The organism is Rhodoferax sp. LS1P39 (genome assembly GCF_056521425.1).
The window spans coordinates 1-18,758 of sequence record NZ_JBWMAV010000007.1 but is presented as its reverse complement, the minus strand read 5'-3'; the positions used below and the strand labels follow the sequence as shown (position 1 = coordinate 18,758).

Genomic DNA, 18,758 nt, shown 5'->3' with positions numbered 1-18,758 from the left:
GCAAATTTGCCCGAGGAATCGCCCTATGGATGTCGCCGCCACCATCACCCGCCTGTTCGTCTACCCCGTCAAATCCTGCGCCGGGGTGGCACTGGACCACGCGACGCTGACGGAAACCGGCCTGGAATTCGACCGCGCCTGGATGGTGGTGGACGCGCAAGGCCAGTTCGTCACCCAGCGCGAGCTGCCGCGCATGGCCCTCATCCAGCCCGAGCTGCAGACTTTTGACATGGTTTTACGGGCCCCGGGCATGCTGGACCAGCGTGTGCAGCTAGACAAAATAGAGCACCCCGTGCAGGTGACGGTGTGGAAAGACACCGTGCCCGCCTTCGACATGGGCGACGCATTGGCGCAGTGGTTCAGCGACTTCTTGGGCCAGCCGCTGCGCCTGGTGCGCTTCCACCCCGAGCACCGCCGCCTCTCCAGCGCGCAATGGACCGGCGATGCCAAGGGGCTGAACCAGTTCTCCGACGGCTACGCCGTGCTGGTCGTCAGCGAGGCCTCGCTCGACGGCCTGAACCAGCGCCTGGCCGCCGCCGGAGAGGCCGCTGTGACCATGGAGCGCTTTCGCCCTAACATTGTGCTCTCAGGCATCGAAGCCCACGACGAAGACCGCCTGGACGAGCTGTTGATCACCACCGCACAGGGTGAGGCGCGCTTGCGCATGGTCAAACCCTGCCCGCGCTGCCCCATCCCCAACATCGACCCCGCCACCGCCCTCAGCACCCCCACGGTAGGCGACATGCTGCAAACCTACCGCCAAACCGCCGTGGTCGGCGGGGCCGTGGCCTTTGGCATGAATGCCATCGTGCTGGCTGGGATGGATAGTGAGTTGCGCGTGGGCCAAAGCGCCTGTGCTGACTACAAATTTGACTAAACCTGGAAACCTGCCCTCTGCATGCTTGACGACATTAAAAAAACACTCTGGGCCACCGCCGACAAACTGCGCGCCAACATGGACGCCGCCGAATACAAGCACCTGGTGCTCGGCTTGATCTTCGTCAAATACATCTCCGACACCTTTGCCGCCCACCACGCCAGCCTGGCCCTGCGTCTGGTGGACCCGGAGGATGCCTATTTTTACGGCCAGGCCAGTGCCGAAGACGTGGCCGCCGAGCTGGAAGACCGCGACTACTACACCGAGGCCAACATCTTCTGGGTGCCCGAAGCGGCCCGTTGGGAAGCCCTGCGGGCAGCGGCCAAACAGCCCGAGATCGGGAAGCACATTGACGACGCGCTGACCCTGATCGAGGCCGAGAACCCGCGCCTCAAAGGCATCCTGGACAAGCGTTACGCCCGCGCCCAGTTGCCCGACGGCAAGCTCGGCGAGCTGGTCGATCTGGTGTCCACCATAGGCTTCGGTGCCACGCCCGATGTGGCCCGCGACACCCTGGGCCAGGTGTACGAGTACTTTCTGGGCATGTTCGCCAGCGCCGAGGGCAAGCGTGGCGGCCAGTTCTACACCCCGGCCAGCATCGTCAAAACCCTGGTCGCCATCCTGAACCCGCACACCGGCAAGGTCTACGACCCCTGCTGCGGCTCGGGTGGTATGTTTGTGCAGAGTGAGAAGTTCATCGAATCTCACGGTGGCAAGCGGGGCGACGTGTCCATCTACGGGCAGGAATCCAACCCCACCACCTGGCGTCTGGCCGCCATGAACCTAGCCATCCGGGGCATCGACTTCAACCTGGGCAAAGAGCCCGGCGACAGCTTCACCCGCAACCAGCACCGCGACCTGCGCGCCGACTTCATCCTGGCGAATCCGCCCTTCAACATCAGCGACTGGTGGCACGCCAGCCTCAGCGGCGACCCGCGTTGGGCCTATGGCGAGCCGCCCCCAGGCAACGCCAACTACGCCTGGCTGCAGCATATGCTGTACCACCTCAAGCCCACCGGTCGCGCAGGCATCGTGCTGGCCAACGGCAGCATGAGCAGCAGCCAGAACAGCGAGGGCGAGATCCGCGCAGCCATGGTTGATGCCGACGTGGTGGAAGTCATGGTCGCCTTGCCCGGCCAGCTGTTCTTCAACACCCAGATCCCCGCCTGCCTGTGGTTTCTGGTGAAGCAGAAGACGCAGCGCAAGGGCGAAGTGCTGTTCATCGACGCCCGCAAACTCGCCACCATGATCAGCCGCGTGCAAAGCGAGTTCACCGACGCGGTGATCGACCGCATCGCCGCCACCGTCGCCGCCTGGCGCGGTGAGCCCGGTGCCGAGGCGTACGCCGACGAGCCCGGCTACTGCCGCAGCGTAAAACTGGCCGAGATCGCCCAGCACGGCCACGTGCTCACCCCCGGCCGCTACGTGGGCGCGGAAGAGGTGGAAGACAACGACGCGGACTTTGCGACCAAGATGCAGCTGTTGACGGAGAAGCTGGGTGAGCAGATGGCCAAGGGGGCGGAGCTGGACCAAGTGATCCGAAGGAAGTTGGGGGGGCTGGGGTATGACTTCTGATTGGAGCCGAGTCACACTCAAAGAGGTCACGTCTGTTCTGGGTGATGGCCTTCACGGCACACCTGAATACGATCCGCATGGTGAATATTTTTTCATCAATGGCAACAACCTTAGCAACGGCAAGATTGCCTTCAATGACACAACGAAACGCGTTGCAGTTTCCGAGTTCAATAAGTACAAAAAAAAGCTTACCGACAGAACAATACTGGTGTCGATCAATGGAACCCTAGGCAACGTTGCTATTTATGCAGGTGAAAAGGTTGTTCTTGGAAAAAGTGCTTGTTACTTTAATGTTGAAGATAACGTCGATAAACATTTCATTCGCTACGTGCTCGAGAGTGAAATCTTCCAAAGCTACATACAGAATCTCGCCACTGGATCGACGATTAAGAACGTGTCTCTAAAGTTGATGCGGGACTTCCAGTTCGATCTCCCGCCTTTCGATCTACAACGGAGAATTTCTGAAGTTCTGGCAGCCCTCGACGACCGCATCACCCTTCTGCGCGAAACCAATGCCACGCTCGAGGGCATCGCCCAGGCGCTGTTCAAGTCGTGGTTTGTCGATTTCGACCCCGTGCGCGCTAAGATGGAAGGCCGCGCCCCCGAAGGCATGGATGAGGCCACAGCGGCGCTGTTTCCCGATGGCTTGGAGGATTCGGAGTTGGGTTTGATACCGAAAGGGTGGCGTGTGGAGTCCGTTTATGCCGCCGCGAACGTAATCTATGGCGCTCCCTTTGCCTCAAAAAAGTTCAATTCTGAGGGTATTGGGAAACCACTTATTCGCATTCGCGATTTGCGTGACGAGTCACCCGGTATTTTTACGCCAGAGGAGCATTCCAAAGGATATTTAGTGCAGCCAGGCGATGTTGTCGTTGGCATGGACGGTGAGTTCCGTGCATACCTGTGGGGCGGCGATGAAGCCTGGTTAAATCAACGAGTGTGTGTATTTGCGCCCAAGGCGGGCTTTCCAGCGGCCTATTTACACCGCAGCATCATGCCGTTGCTTGCTTCTGTCGAAGCATCAGAAACTGCTACAACAGTGATTCATCTTGGGAAAAATGATATCGACCGTTTCAAGATAAAGGTGCCTGATCCACTGGTGCTTAAGGCGTTCGGTTTTGTTGTGGATGATTTGTATAAAAAAATAGTTCAGGCGAAGCAGTGCGCCAGAATCCTCGCCACCCTCCGCGACACCCTGCTCCCGCGCTTGATCTCCGGCCAGTTGCGGCTGCCACAGGCCGAAGCGGTGCTGGACGAGGTTTGTGCATAAAACGCTGATTGCTATTTTTTAGATAGCTGCTTGCGCAGGTGATATCTGCGCTAGAGACTGATTTCATGCATAAGTCAAAGCGTGCTACCCCACGCCACGCCGCCACGCACATGTATAAAAAACCGCGTTTTCTATACATGTGCGGACTAACATGCATAGAAATTCGCGTTTTTTAACCATGTCTAGTGGAGGCCCGCATACCTATGTTGTTTGACCGTAGCCAGCCCTATAACGCACTGCCGTTGTTGCCGCCTGCGGCCGAATTGGAAAGCAAGGTCGTGCTCAAGCAGGCGATTGCCGCGAACCGGGTGTTGGCTAACTTGCGGGGACTGGCTGCGCAAATACCGAACCAGGGTGTGTTGATCAACAGCATCGTGTTGCAGGAAGCGCGGTTGTCGTCGGAGATTGAAAACATCGTGACGACCAACGATGAGCTGTACCGGGCCGATGCCGATGCCGATGGCAAAACCGATGCGCATACCAAAGAGGTGCTGCGTTACCGCCAGGCGCTGTACCACGGGTTTCATGCGCTGCGCGACCGGCCGTTGACGACGAACTTGTTTGTGGAGATCGTGCAACTCATCAAGCAGACCGAGCTGCAGGTACGGGTGCTACCGGGTACGGCACTCAAGAATGAGCGTGACGAGGTGATTTACACGCCCCCGGTGGGCGATGCCGTGATCCGCGACAAGCTGTCGAATCTGGAGAAGTTCATCCACGCCGAGGACGATTTGGACCCATTGGTCAAGATGGCCGTGATGCACTACCAGTTTGAGGCGATCCATCCGTTTCCGGATGGCAATGGCCGCACGGGGCGCATTTTGAATTTGTTGTATCTGGTGGAGCGGGGTCTGCTGGACATTCCGGTGCTGTTTCTATCCCGCTACATCATTGCCAACAAAGCGGCTTACTACGAGGGGCTGCGCCGGGTGACCGAGTCGCAGGACTGGGAGAACTGGTTGCTCTTCATGTTGAAGGCTGTGGAGAGTACGGCGCAGCAAACTTTCGACCAGGTGACCCGCATACGGGATCTGATGGAGCAGGTGCGTGAGAGGGTGCAGCGTGAAGCGCCGGGCGTGTACAGCAAAGATTTGGTGGAGGTGATATTTCGCCATCCCTACACAAAAATACAGTTTGTGGTGGAGGCTGGTATTGCCAAGCGACAAACGGCATCGGGCTATTTGCAGACCTTGGCCGGCCTGGGGGTGCTACGCGAGAGTAAGCATGGGCGTGAGAAGTATTACGTCAACGATGCCTTGTTTGCCCAGTTGGTGGGGTGACGATAGGGTGACGCGATCGACATTTCTGCAAAACATGTCGATTTTCACTAATTTTTTAAACATATATTTCCTATCTGTCGATTGGATCAACATGTCGGTGGACACCGCGAACGCATGACCGAAGACCAGCTCGAACGCGAAACCCTGGCCTGGCTGCAAGACGTGGGCTACACCCATGCCTACGGCCCCGACATCGCCCCCGATGGCCACGCGCCCGAGCGGAGCAACCACCGCCAGGTGCTGCTGGTGGGCCGTTTACGGGAGGCAATCAACCGGCTGAACCCGACCGTGCCTGCGGGTGCCAAGGAAGACGCAATGCAGCAAGTGCTGGACTTGGGTCTGCCGGTGCTGCTGGCCGCCAACCGGCAGTTCCACCGCCTGCTGGTGACCGGCGTGCCGATGCAGTACCAGCTCAATGGCGATACGCGGGGCGACTTTGTGCGGCTGGTAGATTGGGCCGTACCTGCGCAGAACGACTGGCTGGCGGTCAACCAGTTCAGCATCCGCGGCCCGCGCCACACGCGGCGGCCCGACATCATTTTGTTCGTCAATGGCCTGCCGCTGGTACTTCTGGAGCTGAAGAACCCGTCTGATGTGAATGCCGACGTGTGGAAGGCGTACGAGCAGATTCAGACCTACAAAGAGCAGATCCCGGACGTGTTCCAGACCAACGAAATCTTGGTCATCTCCGACGGCACCGAGGCGCTGCTGGGCTCGCTGAGCGCCGACCCCGAGCGTTTCATGGCCTGGCGCACCATCGACGGAGCCACGCTGGACCCGTTGGGCGAGTTCAACGAACTGCAAACCCTGGTGCGCGGCGTGCTGGCTCCAGCCTATCTGCTGGACTACCTGCGCTACTTCGTGCTGTTTGAGGACGACGGCACGCTGGTGAAGAAGATTGCGGGCTACCACCAGTTCCACGCGGTGCGCGCGGCCATTGGGCAGGTGGTGGCAGCTTCTCAGCCCGGTGGCAGCCAAAAGGGCGGCGTGGTCTGGCACACCCAGGGCAGCGGCAAGAGCATCACTATGACCTGCTTTGCCGCCCGGGTGATGCAAGAGTCCGCCATGCAGAACCCGACCATCGTGGTCATCACCGACCGCAACGATCTGGACGGGCAGTTGTTCGGCGTGTTCAGCCTGGCGCAGGATTTGTTGCGCGAGCAGCCGGTGCAGGCGCGTACCCGGCAGGAGCTGCGGGCGCTGCTGGGGAATCGCCCGTCAGGTGGCATCGTGTTCGCCACCATCCAGAAGTTCATGCCGGGGGAGGACGAAGACACGTTCCCGGTGCTGTCCGACCGGCACAACATCGTAGTGATCGCCGACGAAGCGCACCGCACGCAGTACGGGTTTGAGGCTAAGTTAAAAGAGCGAAAAGTGCCTCCCGTGCTGAATGGATGGGCGCAAGCAGCTACGAATGTCATAGCTACAGGCGATGGCGTGCCAAACCCCCACCACGTGGCGTTTGCGCCACCGCCGTTTATCACCCAGCGCTACCAGGTCGGCTACGCCCAGCACCTGCGCGACGCACTGCCGCGCGCCACCTTCGTGGCCTTTACCGGCACGCCGGTGAGCAGCACCGACCGCGACACCCGCGCCGTGTTTGGCGACTACATCCACGTCTACGACATGCAGCAGGCCAAGGAAGACGGGGCCACGGTGGCCATCTATTTCGAAGCCCGTCTGGCCAAGCTGCGGCTGAAGGACGATGACCTATTGCAGATCGATGACGAGGTAGACGCGCTGACCGAGGACGAAGAAGACAGCCAGCAAGCCGCTCTGAAAAGCCGCTGGGCCGCGCTGGAGAAAGTGGTGGGTGCAGAGCCCCGCGTGGCCAGCGTGGCGGCGGACCTGGTCGCGCACTTCGAGACCCGCAACGCGGCCCAGCCTGGCAAAGCCATGGTGGTGGCCATGAGCCGCGACATCTGCGTGCATCTGTACAACGAGATCGTGCGCCTGCGCCCCAGTTGGCACGATGCTGACCCCGAGAAAGGCGCGATAAAGATCGTCATGACCGGATCGGCCAGCGACCGCGCCCTGCTGCGCCCGCACATCTACAGCCCGCAAACCAAGAAGCGGCTGGAAAAGCGCTTCAAAGACCCCACCGATCCGCTGCAGATCGTCATCGTGCGCGACATGTGGCTCACCGGCTTTGACGCGCCCTGCGTACACACCCTGTACGTGGACAAGCCCATGAAGGGCCACAACCTGATGCAGGCGATTGCCCGCGTCAACCGCGTGTTCAAGGACAAGCCCGGTGGCCTGGTGGTGGACTACATCGGCATTGGCAACGAGCTCAAAGCCGCCATGAAGGAATACACCCAGGCCCAGGGCCGGGGCCGCCCCACAGTGGACGCGTTTGAAGCGTACAGCGTGCTGATGGAGAAGATCGACGTGCTGCGCAGCCTGCTGCACGGCTTTGACTACAGCGGCTTTTTGACCGGTGGCCACAAAACCCTGGCCGGGGCCGCCAACCATGTTCTGGGCCTGCAAACCGGGCCGACCCGGGACGGCAAGAAACGTTTTGCCGACAACGCCGTGGCCATGGCCCGCGCCTTCACCCTGTGCTGCACGCTAGACGAGGCCAAGCTGGTGCGCGAAGAAGTGGCCTTTATGCAGGGCGTCAAGGTCATCTTGACCAAGAAAGATGCCACAGCCCAAAAGCGCAGCATGGAATCCCGCGACCTGGCTGTCCGCCAGATCATCAACCAGGCGGTGGTGTCCGACGCGGTGGTCGATATCTTCGATGCCGTGGGCCTGGACAAGCCCAACATCGGCCTGCTGGACGATGCATTCTTGGCCCAGGTGCGCAACCTGCCCGAGCGCAACCTGGCGGTGGAGCTGTTGCAGCGCCTGCTGGAGGGCGAAGTCAAAAGCCGCTTTGCCAGCAACGTGGTGCAGGACCGCAAATTCTCTGAAATGCTGGCGAACGTGATCACCCGCTACCAAAACCGATCCATCGAGACCGCCCAGGTGATGGAAGAGCTGGTGCAGATGGCCAAGGAGTTTCGTGCAGCGTCTTCACGCGGTGAGACCTTGGGCTTGACCGAAGACGAGGTACGTTTCTACGATGCGCTAGCCAACAACGAGTCTGCTGTGCGCGAACTCAGCGACGAGACCCTGAAGAAGATCGCCCACGAGCTGACCGAGAACCTGCGCCAAAACCTCAGCGTGGACTGGTCCGAGCGCGAGAGCGTGCGCGCCAAGCTGCGGCTGATGGTGAAGCGCATTCTGCGCAAATACAAGTACCCGCCGGACCTGCAAGACAGCGCGGTGGAGCTGGTTTTGCAGCAAATGCAGGCCATCGGCGAGGATTGGGCGCTTTAGTCTGCGGGCAGCGGGGTCATTACAATGGCGGGCTTCACACAGCCTCCTGCCACCGCGCAGCGGGCCTGTTCTCCCTCTTTTTTCCTCTGCGCCGTGGTGGTTTTACCGGCGCAAAGACTCGGCTCCTGAAGGATTCCCCATGAAATGTGGCATTGTGGGCTTGCCCAATGTCGGTAAATCGACCCTGTTTAACGCGCTGACCAAGGCGGGCATCGCTGCGGAAAATTATCCGTTTTGCACCATTGAGCCCAACGTGGGCATTGTCGAAGTGCCGGATGCGCGCATGGCGCAACTGGCCGAGATCGTCAAGCCCGAGCGCATGGTGCCTGCGGTGGTCGAATTTGTCGACATCGCCGGTTTGGTGGCCGGGGCCAGCACCGGCGAAGGCCTGGGCAACAAGTTTTTGGCGCACATCCGCGAAACCGATGCCACCATCAATGTGGTGCGCTGCTTTGAAGACGACAACGTGATCCACGTGGCGGGCAAGGTCGATCCGATCTCCGACATCGAGGTGATCCAGACCGAACTGTGCCTGGCCGATCTGGCTGCGGTGGAAAAAGCCCTGCACCGCGTGACCAAGCTGGCCCGCTCGGGCGACAAGGAATCCATCAAGCTGGTGGCCATTCTGGAGAAGTGCCAGGTGGCGCTGAACGAAGCCAAGCCGGTGCGCACGCTGGACTTCAGCAAGGAAGAGCTGCCGCTGCTCAAGCAATTCTTCCTGATCACCGCCAAGCCTGCCATGTTTGTGGCCAACGTGGCCGAAGACGGGTTTGAGAACAACCCCATGCTCGACCGCCTGAAGGCCTATGCTGCCGCGCAAAACGCGCCCGTGGTGGCCATCAGCGCCAAGATGGAAGCCGAAATGGCCGAGATGGAAGACGAAGACCGCGCCATGTTCCTGGAAGAGCTGGGCCAGACCGAGCCCGGCCTGAACCGCCTGATCCGCGCCGCCTACACCCTGCTGGGCCTGCAAACCTACTTCACCGCCGGTGTGAAGGAAGTGCGCGCCTGGACCATCCACGTCGGCGACACCGGCCCGCAGGCCGCGGGCGTGATCCACACCGACTTTGAGAAGGGCTACATCCGCGCCCAGACCATCGCGTTTGACGACTACATCGCCTTCAAGGGCGAGCAGGGCGCGAAAGACGCGGGCAAGATGCGCGCGGAAGGTAAGGAGTACGTGGTCAAGGATGGCGACGTGATGAACTTCTTGTTCAGCTCCTGATTTTTTGAATCTTTTAGGCTGCTAGCGCTCATGGAATGGGCGTGAGCAGCTATTTATTTTGTAGTAGCCCACTCCATGACCGAACCGGTTCGCCTTGCCAAACGTCTCGCTGAACAGCTGGCCTGCTCCCGCCGCGAGGCGGAGCAGTACATCGAAGGCGGCTGGGTGCGGGTGGACGGGCAACTGGTGGAAGAGCCGATGTTCCGCGTCGGCGCGCAAAAGATCACCGTAGACCCGGATGCCACGCTGCTGGCACCGCCTACGGTCACTCTGGTGCTGCACAAGCCAGTGGGCTTCACCGCTGGGCTGGACGCAGGCCCTGGCCCGAAAGCACAGGCCGCGCTGAGCTTGCTGACGCGTGAGAACCACACGCCGGACGACCGTTCCGGCATCCGCACCTTGAAGAAGCACTTCGCCCAGTTGCGCCTGGCCACGCCCATGGACAGCCGCGCCAGTGGCCTGGTGGTCTACACCCAGGATGGCCGCGTGGTGCGCAAGCTGGAAGAAGACGCAGACCTGATCGAACACGAGGTGATGGTCGAGGTGGCGGGCGATGTCACCCCCGGCATGCTGCGCAAACTGGCGGACCCGGTGCAGTACCACGAGAAGATTTTGACCGCCGCCAAGGTCAGCATCAGCAGCAATACCGATACCGAGACCCGCCTGCGCTTTGCCCTCAAAGGCGAGCGCCCCGGCCAGATCGACTACCTGTGCGAAGGCGCGGGCTTGCAGATCCGCAGCGTCAAGCGCATCCGCGTGGGCCGCGTGGCCATGACGGCTTTAGCGCCCGGCCAGTGGCGCTACTTGGCGGAACACGAGCGGTTTTAAAAAGCCCAGACCAGCGAGCCTGTCATCAGCAGATAACGGGCAAATTTGCCAATCGCCATATAACCCAGGCACGGCCAGAACGGCAGCTTGAGCCAACCCGCCACTGCGCACAACGGATCGCCCACCAGGGGCAACCAGGCCAGCAAACAGGCTTTGGGCCCCAGCTTTTCCAGCCAACCGAGTACGCGGGTGTGGTGGGACGAGTGCTGGTATTTATCCGCCACCTTGTGTGCGCCATAACCCATCCACCAGTCCACCGCACCGCCCAGCGTGTTGCCTGCGGTGGCTACCAATATGGCGGGCCAAAACAGCTCCGGGTTGAGTTTGACCAGCCCAAACACCACCGGCTCCGAGCCCAGTGGCAGCAGCGTGGCCGAGATGAACGCGACGATGAAGACGGTGCTCAGGCCGAACTGGGGCAGGGCCAGCAGGGTGAGAAGGTGGGCGATCCAGGATTCCATCGGGGCAGTGTAGTGGGGCGTATGGCCCGGTTGGGGTCTGTGCCGGTGTATTTTTCACGATGTGGAAATTAAAAACCGCTCTGCGAAAACGCCCCATGCTGCACTGCAATATTTTTTACCAAACTACAAAAAATGTTTTCGTATCATAAAAAATAAAACGTAAGTTATTGATTCTTATCATTAATATTTTTAATCTTATATAAGACATAAGAGTATGAAAAGTCTTATAGAAGACTTAGAATTTGTCCATCGGCACCGCAAGCCCACGCAGTGCAGACCCCTTTCAATCCACCTTGGAGTTTTTTATGCCGCAATCCATCACCGAACAACTCAGCCGTGACCAACAAGCTGCCGCTCTGCAAAAAGACTGGGACACCAACCCCCGTTGGAAGGGCATCAAGCGTGGTTACACCGCCGCCGAAGTCGTGCGCCTGCGTGGCTCTTTCCCCATCGAGCACACGCTGGCACGCCGCGGCGCTGAGAAGCTCTGGGATCTGTTGCACACCGAAGCCTACGTCAACTGCCTGGGTGCGTTGACCGGTGGCCAGGCCATGCAACAAGTCAAGGCTGGCGTGAAAGCCATCTACCTGTCCGGCTGGCAAGTCGCTGCCGACAACAACGGCTACGCCGCCATGTACCCCGACCAGTCGCTGTACCCCGTGGATTCGGTGCCAAAGGTGGTCGAGCGCATCAACAACACCTTCCGCCGTGCCGATGAAATCCAGCATAGCAAGGGCATTGACGCAGGCGATGCAGGCTATATCGACAACTTCGCGCCCATCGTGGCCGATGCGGAAGCCGGTTTCGGCGGCGTGCTGAACGCGTTCGAACTGATGAAGGCCATGATCAACTCCGGCGCGGCGGGTGTGCACTGGGAAGACCAGTTGGCTTCGGTCAAGAAATGCGGCCACATGGGCGGCAAGGTGCTGGTGCCTACCGCTGAAGCCGTGCAAAAGCTGATCGCTGCCCGCATGGCCGCCGACGTGTGCGGCGTGCCCACCCTGGTGATTGCCCGGACGGACGCCGAAGCCGCCGATCTGCTGACCAGCGACTATGACGAAAACGACAAGCCTTTCATCACCGGTGAGCGCACCTCCGAAGGCTTCTACAAGACCAACAAGGGCATGGACCAGGCCATCAGCCGCGCCATCGCCTACGCCCATTACGCCGACCTGGTGTGGTGCGAAACCGGCACGCCGGATCTGGAATTTGCCCGCAAGTTTGCCGAAGCCGTGCACAAGGTCCACCCCGGCAAGATGCTGGCCTACAACTGCTCGCCTTCGTTCAACTGGAAGAAGAACCTGGACGACGCGACCATTGCCAAGTTCCAGCGCGAACTGGGTGCCATGGGTTACAAGTACCAGTTCATCACCTTGGCCGGTATCCATTCCATGTGGTACAACATGTTCGACTTGGCGCAAGACTACGTGAAGCGCGGCATGTCGGCCTATGTCGAGAAGGTGCAAGAACCCGAGTTCGCCGCCCGTGACCGCGGCTACACCTTCGTGTCGCACCAGCAGGAAGTGGGCACCGGTTACTTCGACGAAGTGACCACGGTGATCCAGGGCGGCAAGTCCAGCGTGACGGCCTTGACCGGTTCTACCGAAGAAGAGCAGTTCCACTAAGGACTGGCGCTTCCACCCCGGCTAGCCTGGGGTGGTTTTTGAATCAAACAGCCTGCCACCGCGCAGGCTGCTTGCATTTGTAGCTACCTATTTGGTAGCAATGGCAGGCGCAGTCGGGGCGGTGCCGCGTCTTCGTCCTGGCGCGCCACCACACGTTCTACCAGCACGTCGCCAACGCCCTGGTCGATCAGCCCCAGTTCGGCGGCGGCGGCGCGGCTGAGGTCGATGAGGCGGCGGGTCAGGATGTGCGGGCCCCGGTCGTTGATGCGCACAATGACGCTTTTGCCGTTGCGCAGGTAGGTGACTTTGGCGTAGCTCAGCAGCGGCAAGGTGCGGTGGGCGGCGGTCAGTTCGTGCATCCTGAACACTTCGCCCGAGGCGGTGCGCCTGCCGTGGAAACGCGGGCCGTACCAGCTGGCCTTGCCGCGCTGGCCGGTGCCTGCGCCCAGGTCGGTGGCCCAAAAGTCGGCAGGGGAGGCGCGGATGATCTCAGCGGGTGGAGCTTCGCCGTCTGCTTCCTCGGGTGTGTCGGGTTGGGCTTGCGCGGATGCCTGTCCGCACGCAGCAGCGCTCAGCAGCAAGGCCAACACAACAAAAGACTTTTCAAACATGGCGGCATGTTAGTGCCTGTCAGCCAACGGTCATAGCCGCGTCACCGATGGGTCATGGTACGGGTGTAAGCAAACGTCAGATTTCAATTGCTGAAATTTTGGGCAGTTAGAATGCCTATTCTCCCCAAATATCCCCCGTATTTCCTTGGCGCCTTACCGGCGCTGATTCCTATTCCTATGCACATTGGCCCGTACGCGTTAGCGAACCGCCTGTTTGTTGCGCCCATGGCCGGCGTGACGGACCGGCCGTTTCGGCGTTTGTGCAAATCCTTGGGTGCGGGCTATGCAGTCAGTGAAATGGTCACCTCGCGGCGCGACCTGTGGGCCACGCTGAAAACCTCGCGCCGCGCCAACCACGACGGCGAAGCCGCCCCCATCGCCGTGCAAATTGCTGGGACGGACGCCGAAATGATGGCCGAGGCGGCGGCCTACAACATCGCCAACGGCGCGCAAATCATCGACATCAATATGGGCTGCCCGGCCAAGAAGGTGTGCAACAAATGGGCCGGTTCGGCGCTGATGCAAGACGAGCCGCTGGCCCTGGCCATCGTCGAAGCCGTAGTGGCCGCCTGCGCCCCGCACAACGTGCCCGTCACCCTGAAGATGCGCACCGGCTGGAGCCAGGCGAACAAGAATGCCGTGTCGCTGGCGCGACAGTTTGAGCAGGCCGGCATCCAGATGCTGACCGTGCATGGCCGCACCCGCGAGCAGGGCTACACCGGCCACGCCGAATACGACACCATCGCCGCCGTCAAAGCCGCGGTGCGCGTGCCCGTGGTGGCCAATGGCGACATGACCACCCCCGAGAAAGTGCGCGACGTGCTGGCCGCCACCGGGGCCGACGCGGTGATGATTGGCCGCGCCGCCCAGGGCCGCCCGTGGATCTTCCGCGAAGTGGCGCACTTTCTGGACACCGGCACCCACCTGGCCCCGCCGTTGGTGGCCGAAGTCCAGCGCCTGCTGCTCGACCATCTGCAAGACCACTACAGCCTGTACGGCGAATACAGCGGCGTGCGCACCGCCCGCAAGCACATCGGCTGGTACGTCAAAACCCTGCCCGGTGGCGAAGCCTTCCGCGCCCGCATGAACCTGCTGGAAGACCCGCAGCAGCAATGGGCCGCGGTGGACAATTTTTTTGCCGAGTTGGCCAGCCGCATGGACCGCATGCCTGCTGCCCTATCGAGCCCCGAACAAGAACACCTGCATCTGGAGAGCGCCGCGTGAGCCAAAAAAGTATCGACGAGTGCGTGCGCGCCAGTCTGGAAAGCTATTTCAAAGACCTGGACGGCATCGACCCCGCAGGCATGTACGACATGATGGTGCGGGTGGTGGAAAAGCCCCTGCTCGAAGTGGTCATGGCCCAGGCTGACCACAACCAGTCGCGCGCCGCCGCCTGGCTGGGCCTGAACCGCAACACCCTGCGCAAGAAGCTGCTGGAACACCATTTGATGGAATAGGCCGCAACGGCTTGTTCGTAACGATTTTTAACCTCCCCTCGATCCCCCGATGCCCATGAACGCACTTCTCTCCGTCTCTGACAAAACCGGTGTTTTGGAACTTGCCCAGTCCCTGCACGCCCTGGGCTTTGGCCTGCTGTCCACCGGCGGTACCGCCAAGCTGCTGGCCGACAACGGCCTGCCGGTCACCGAAGTGGCCGACCACACCGGTTTCCCCGAGATGCTGGATGGCCGCGTCAAAACCCTGCACCCCAAGGTCCACGGCGGCCTGCTGGCGCGCCGCGACTTCCCCGAGCACATGGCGGCTTTGAAGACGCACGACATCGCCACCATCGACCTGCTGGTGGTCAACCTCTACCCGTTTGAAGCCACCGTCGCCAAGCCCGGCTGCACGCTGGAAGACGCGATTGAGAACATCGACATCGGCGGCCCCGCCATGGTGCGCAGCGCCGCCAAGAACTGGAAAGACGTGGCCGTGCTCACCGATGCCAGCCAGTACGCCACCGTGCTGGCCGAGCTGCAAGCCACCGGCAGCGTCAGCCAAAAGACCAAGTTCGCCCTGTCTGTCGCCGCGTTCAACCGCATCAGCCAGTACGACGGTGCCATCAGCGACTACCTGTCCAGCATCCAGGAGGACGGCAGCCACGCGCTGTTTCCCGCACAGACCAATGGCCGCTTCGTCAAGCTGCAAGACCTGCGCTACGGCGAAAACCCGCACCAGCAGGCTGCCTTCTACCGCGACCTGTACCCCGCCCCCGGCTCGCTGGTCACGGCCAAACAGTTGCAGGGCAAGGAACTCAGCTACAACAACATCGCCGATGCCGACGCGGCCTGGGAATGTGTGAAGAGTTTCGACGTGCCTGCCTGTGTGATCGTCAAGCACGCCAACCCTTGCGGCGTGGCCGTGGGTGTAAACGGCCTGGAGGCCTACAGCAAGGCCTTCCAGACCGACCCGACCTCCGCATTCGGCGGCATTATTGCCCTCAACCGCACATTGGATAAGGATGCAGCGCTGCAAATTTCGAAGCAATTCGTAGAGGTGCTGATGGCCCCCGGCTACACCGCCGAGGCGTTGGAAGTGTTCAAGTCCAAGGTCAACGTCCGCATCCTGGAGATCGCTTTGCCTCCAGGGGGGGCCACCGCCTGGGACAAGGGCCAGAACGCCATGGACATCAAGCGCATTGGCTCCGGCCTGCTGATGCAAACCGCCGACAACCACGAACTGGTGCTGGCCGACCTGAAGGTCGTCACCACCCTGCAACCCACGCCGCAGCAGCTCGAAGACCTGCTGTTCGCCTGGAAGGTTGCCAAGTTCGTCAAGAGCAACGCCATCGTCTTCTGCAAAGACGGCATGACCATGGGTGTGGGCGCAGGCCAGATGAGCCGCCTGGATTCCGCCCGCATCGCCAGCATCAAGGCCGGCCACGCCGGTCTGGCCCTGGCCGGTACAGCGGTGGCCAGCGATGCCTTCTTCCCGTTCCGCGACGGCCTGGACGTGGTGGTGGATGCGGGCGCGACCTGCGTGATCCAGCCCGGCGGCTCCATGCGCGACGATGAAGTGATTGCCGCCGCCAACGAGCGCGGTGTGGCCATGGTGTTGACGGGTGTGCGCCACTTCCGTCACTAAAAGTATGTTGCGGGCCCCGCTGACCCTGGCTTGGCTGCTGGGCAGCGGGCTGGCCGCCGCCCAGGCGCTCCCGCCGCAGGCCCTGGCCCAGAAATCCGACTGCCTGGCCTGCCACGGTATGGTGCACAAACAAGTCGGCCCTGGCTTTGCACAAATCGCCGCGCGCTACCGTGGTGATGCGGATGCCCCGGCGCGGCTGGCGGGCAAGATCCGCAACGGCAGCGTGGGGGTGTGGGGCCGTGTCATCATGCCCCGGCATCCCCAGCTCAGCGAGGCCGACGCATTGGCGCTGGCCCGCTGGGTGCTCTCACAACCATAAGCCCCATATCCCTGGAGACTTTCCATGCCCGATCTCATCATCATCGCCCGTGCCCAGGCCAAACCCGGTTTTGAAGCCGCCTTGGTCGCCGCCCAAACCGCCCTGGTCGAGCTGTCGCGCCAGCAGCCCGGCTGCATAGCCTACGAACTGCACGAAGACCTCAGCCAGCCCGGCAAAGTGCTGTTCTACGAGCGCTGGGCCGACCGCAACGCCTGGGAAAACCACATCGCCGGTGCCCACAGCGTCGCTTTCCGCGCCCAGGCAGGCGACTGGATTGGCGACTTCGAACTGCTGCAGATGCGCCAGGTGGCTTAAATCATAATTTGACTATCAAAGCATATAAAGTTACCTCTTTCACTCTTCTATATTGCCTATTAAAATAGGTAATATGGCAGTCACTCCGCGTTATCCCGAAAAATCTACCATCGAGGTTTTTCAGCATGGGCGCTGGGTTCCCGCAGCGGATATCCGCGCCGTGGACACCGCCACCTGCCGGGTCGAATACCGTGCCGACTACATTTTCGGCACCCACCCCCAAGCCATCGCCCTGAATCTGCCCGTGGGTTACCAGCCTCCCAAAATGGTGGACCGGGGCATCGGTCCGGTCGAAGACCTCACGCCGCCTTCCTTTCTGTTCGACCTGGTGCCGCAAGGCAAAGGCCGGGCGTTCTTGTGCAATGCCCTGGGCCTGGCCGATGCCGACGGCGTGGTCATGCCGCTGCTGATGGCCGGGGCCTTCAACCCGATCGGCAACTTGCGCATCGCCTCGGCAGTCGATTTTTTTACCCTCCAGGCGCAAAAGGCTGCCTCCGCCCCGCTGGGCGCGCAGCGCGGCTTTGCGCTGGACGACATCGTGCAGCGCAGCGCCGACTACCTGGACCAGCTTTCGGTGCACGCCATGCTGGCCGCGGGCACCACGGGCGTGCAGGGCGTGGCCCCCAAATTTTTACTGGCCACCGACGCACAGGGCCAATGGTTTGCCGACATGGCGCTGGCCGACGACCTGGCGCGCGGCCACTGGCTGCTGAAACTGCCGCGCGGCAAGAGCGAAGCCGACCGGGCCGTGCTGCGCAACGAGGCCGCCTACCTGCGCGTGGCGGCGGCCTGCGGGCTGCGGGTGCACGGCGAGCCCATGCTGGTGGATGAAATGCTGTTTGTTCCGCGCTTCGACCGGTTGGTGGACGGTGCGGGCCTGCACCGCCTGCACCAGGAAAGCCTGGCCAGCGTGCTGGGCCTCACCGGTTTTGGCCGCACGCCCACGCAAAACGCGCTGCTGGCAGGCCTGCGCCGCGTGGTCCACGACCCGCTGGCCGAGACCATTGAGTTTTTGAAGCGCGACGTGCTGAACCTGGCCCTGCGCAACACCGACAACCACGCCCGCAACACCGCCGTGCAAACCCTGCCCGGTGGCCGCGTGCAGCTCACCCCGGTGTTCGACTTTGCACCCATGTTCCTGGACACCGAAGTGGTGCTGCGCGGCTGCCATTGGGTCGATGCCGACGGCAAGCGCCTGGCCGATTGGTCTGCAGTGTTGCCGCAATTGCGTCTCCCCGAGTCTGAACATGCGCAGGTCGTGGCCGCCTTGCAGGCCTTTGCCGAGGTGGTGGCCGCGTTGCCCACCACGGCTGCCGTCCACGGTGTGGAGCCCGAAGTGCTGGCCCAGTGCGCCCAGACCATCGCCACCCAGGCCGCCCAGCTGCGCAATCTCGCCTGACCCCATGGCCGATAAACGCGTCAAATCCCGCGACCCCGATGCCCTCAGCGCGGCCCGCGCCCGGCTGTACGCCGCCGCGCCCACGGGCGAGATGAGCCTGGGCCAGTCGGTGCGGGCGATGCGCAAGATCAGCGGCCTGACCCAGGCCGAATACGCCGCCCACCGCCAGGTGAGCCTGCAAGCCCTGCGCCAGATCGAGCGCGACCAGGGCAACCCCACGGTGGACACCCTCAACAAGCTGGCGCAGATTTTCGGGCTGCGTGTAGGCTTGGTGCCCCTGCAAGCACCCCAAAACGAGTTGTAAGGGAAATAGGCCGTTTGTGCTTGGCGAGTTCAAATCTGAAGTGCAACACCTTATTCAACTAAGGTGCAGAAATGACAAAAGCCCCCCAGTACCAGCAACTTCAGTCGGACGAGCGCATCGCGCTGGCACAGTACCGCGAGCAAGGCTTGGGCATCCGGGCCATCGCCCGACTGCTTCACCGCTCACCCTCCACCATCAGCCGTGAGATTGAGCGCAATGCCCCGTTGGCCGCCTACAGCGGCACCTTTGCCCATCAGCGCT

18 protein-coding genes are annotated in these 18,758 nt (G+C 61.6%); 16 read left to right on the top strand and 2 right to left on the bottom strand.

Translation table 11 applies throughout. The annotated features are described in order from the left end of the window. The first annotated feature begins 25 nt into the window (after positions 1-25). The 7 genes from AC097O_RS12850 (at position 26) to AC097O_RS12820 (ending at position 10,379) form a co-directional block, all read left to right on the top strand. On the top strand, positions 26-877 hold the full coding sequence (locus tag AC097O_RS12850) for an MOSC domain-containing protein (protein WP_479593206.1): 852 nt from the start codon (positions 26-28) through the stop codon (positions 875-877). A 21-nt stretch (positions 878-898) separates the two neighbouring features. Then, positions 899-2,452 carry a class I SAM-dependent DNA methyltransferase gene (locus AC097O_RS12845; RefSeq protein ID WP_479593205.1) on the top strand — a complete coding sequence of 518 codons (1,554 nt, stop codon included), beginning with the start codon at positions 899-901 and terminating at the stop codon, positions 2,450-2,452. Next, positions 2,442-3,722 (top strand): restriction endonuclease subunit S, encoded by a 1,281-nt coding sequence (locus AC097O_RS12840; protein ID WP_479593204.1) that lies wholly within the window; start codon positions 2,442-2,444, stop codon positions 3,720-3,722. Before AC097O_RS12845 ends, AC097O_RS12840 begins: the two co-directional genes overlap by 11 nt. A gap of 203 nt (positions 3,723-3,925) precedes the next feature. Further along, positions 3,926-5,002, top strand: coding sequence for a Fic family protein (locus AC097O_RS12835; RefSeq protein WP_479593203.1), 1,077 nt, complete (start codon positions 3,926-3,928; stop codon positions 5,000-5,002). Between the two features lie 114 nt (positions 5,003-5,116). Further along, complete coding sequence (locus AC097O_RS12830; protein WP_479593202.1) at positions 5,117-8,326, top strand: type I restriction endonuclease subunit R; 3,210 nt, start codon at positions 5,117-5,119, stop codon at positions 8,324-8,326. A gap of 139 nt (positions 8,327-8,465) precedes the next feature. Then, positions 8,466-9,551: a redox-regulated ATPase YchF gene (gene ychF, locus AC097O_RS12825; RefSeq protein ID WP_479593201.1), complete on the top strand. Its 1,086-nt coding sequence runs from the start codon at positions 8,466-8,468 to the stop codon at positions 9,549-9,551. A gap of 75 nt (positions 9,552-9,626) precedes the next feature. Next, positions 9,627-10,379: an RNA pseudouridine synthase gene (locus tag AC097O_RS12820; protein ID WP_479593200.1), complete on the top strand. Its 753-nt coding sequence runs from the start codon at positions 9,627-9,629 to the stop codon at positions 10,377-10,379. Here the strand turns inward: AC097O_RS12820 and AC097O_RS12815 are convergent. Then, on the bottom strand, positions 10,376-10,840 hold the full coding sequence (locus AC097O_RS12815) for a YqaA family protein (RefSeq protein WP_479593199.1): 465 nt from the start codon (positions 10,838-10,840) through the stop codon (positions 10,376-10,378). The genes AC097O_RS12820 and AC097O_RS12815 overlap by 4 nt on opposite strands. A gap of 305 nt (positions 10,841-11,145) precedes the next feature. Between AC097O_RS12815 and aceA the strand changes: the two genes are divergently transcribed. Continuing rightward, positions 11,146-12,465, top strand: a complete 1,320-nt coding sequence (aceA, locus tag AC097O_RS12810; RefSeq protein ID WP_315247155.1) for an isocitrate lyase — start codon at positions 11,146-11,148, stop codon at positions 12,463-12,465. 83 nt (positions 12,466-12,548) lie between these two features. Here the strand turns inward: aceA and AC097O_RS12805 are convergent, their stop codons facing one another. Continuing rightward, the gene (locus tag AC097O_RS12805) at positions 12,549-13,076 is read right to left on the bottom strand and encodes a septal ring lytic transglycosylase RlpA family protein (RefSeq protein WP_479593198.1); all 528 of its coding nucleotides are present in this window, start codon (positions 13,074-13,076) and stop codon (positions 12,549-12,551) included. Between the two features lie 177 nt (positions 13,077-13,253). On the opposite strand from AC097O_RS12805, the gene dusB reads away from it, so the two are divergent. From dusB to AC097O_RS12765, 8 genes are all read left to right on the top strand, one after another. Continuing rightward, a complete protein-coding gene (gene dusB / locus AC097O_RS12800) occupies positions 13,254-14,300 on the top strand; it encodes a tRNA dihydrouridine synthase DusB (RefSeq protein WP_479593197.1) in 1,047 nt (348 codons plus the stop codon). Further along, a complete protein-coding gene (locus AC097O_RS12795; RefSeq protein ID WP_315182599.1) occupies positions 14,297-14,533 on the top strand; it encodes a Fis family transcriptional regulator in 237 nt (78 codons plus the stop codon). Before dusB ends, AC097O_RS12795 begins: the two co-directional genes overlap by 4 nt. 49 nt (positions 14,534-14,582) lie before the next feature. Beyond that, positions 14,583-16,160 carry a bifunctional phosphoribosylaminoimidazolecarboxamide formyltransferase/IMP cyclohydrolase gene (gene purH / locus AC097O_RS12790; protein WP_479593196.1) on the top strand — a complete coding sequence of 526 codons (1,578 nt, stop codon included), beginning with the start codon at positions 14,583-14,585 and terminating at the stop codon, positions 16,158-16,160. A 4-nt stretch (positions 16,161-16,164) separates the two neighbouring features. Beyond that, complete coding sequence (locus AC097O_RS12785; protein ID WP_479593195.1) at positions 16,165-16,479, top strand: c-type cytochrome; 315 nt, start codon at positions 16,165-16,167, stop codon at positions 16,477-16,479. A gap of 24 nt (positions 16,480-16,503) precedes the next feature. Next, positions 16,504-16,794 carry an antibiotic biosynthesis monooxygenase gene (locus tag AC097O_RS12780; RefSeq protein WP_315182589.1) on the top strand — a complete coding sequence of 97 codons (291 nt, stop codon included), beginning with the start codon at positions 16,504-16,506 and terminating at the stop codon, positions 16,792-16,794. A gap of 160 nt (positions 16,795-16,954) precedes the next feature. Further along, positions 16,955-18,193 carry a type II toxin-antitoxin system HipA family toxin gene (locus AC097O_RS12775; RefSeq protein WP_479593194.1) on the top strand — a complete coding sequence of 413 codons (1,239 nt, stop codon included), beginning with the start codon at positions 16,955-16,957 and terminating at the stop codon, positions 18,191-18,193. Positions 18,194-18,197: 4 nt separating this feature from the next. Then, positions 18,198-18,497, top strand: a complete 300-nt coding sequence (locus tag AC097O_RS12770) for a helix-turn-helix transcriptional regulator (protein ID WP_479593193.1) — start codon at positions 18,198-18,200, stop codon at positions 18,495-18,497. A gap of 71 nt (positions 18,498-18,568) precedes the next feature. Further along, positions 18,569-18,758 (top strand): helix-turn-helix domain-containing protein (locus AC097O_RS12765; RefSeq protein ID WP_479593192.1); only part of this gene is annotated, 190 nt, incomplete at its 3' end.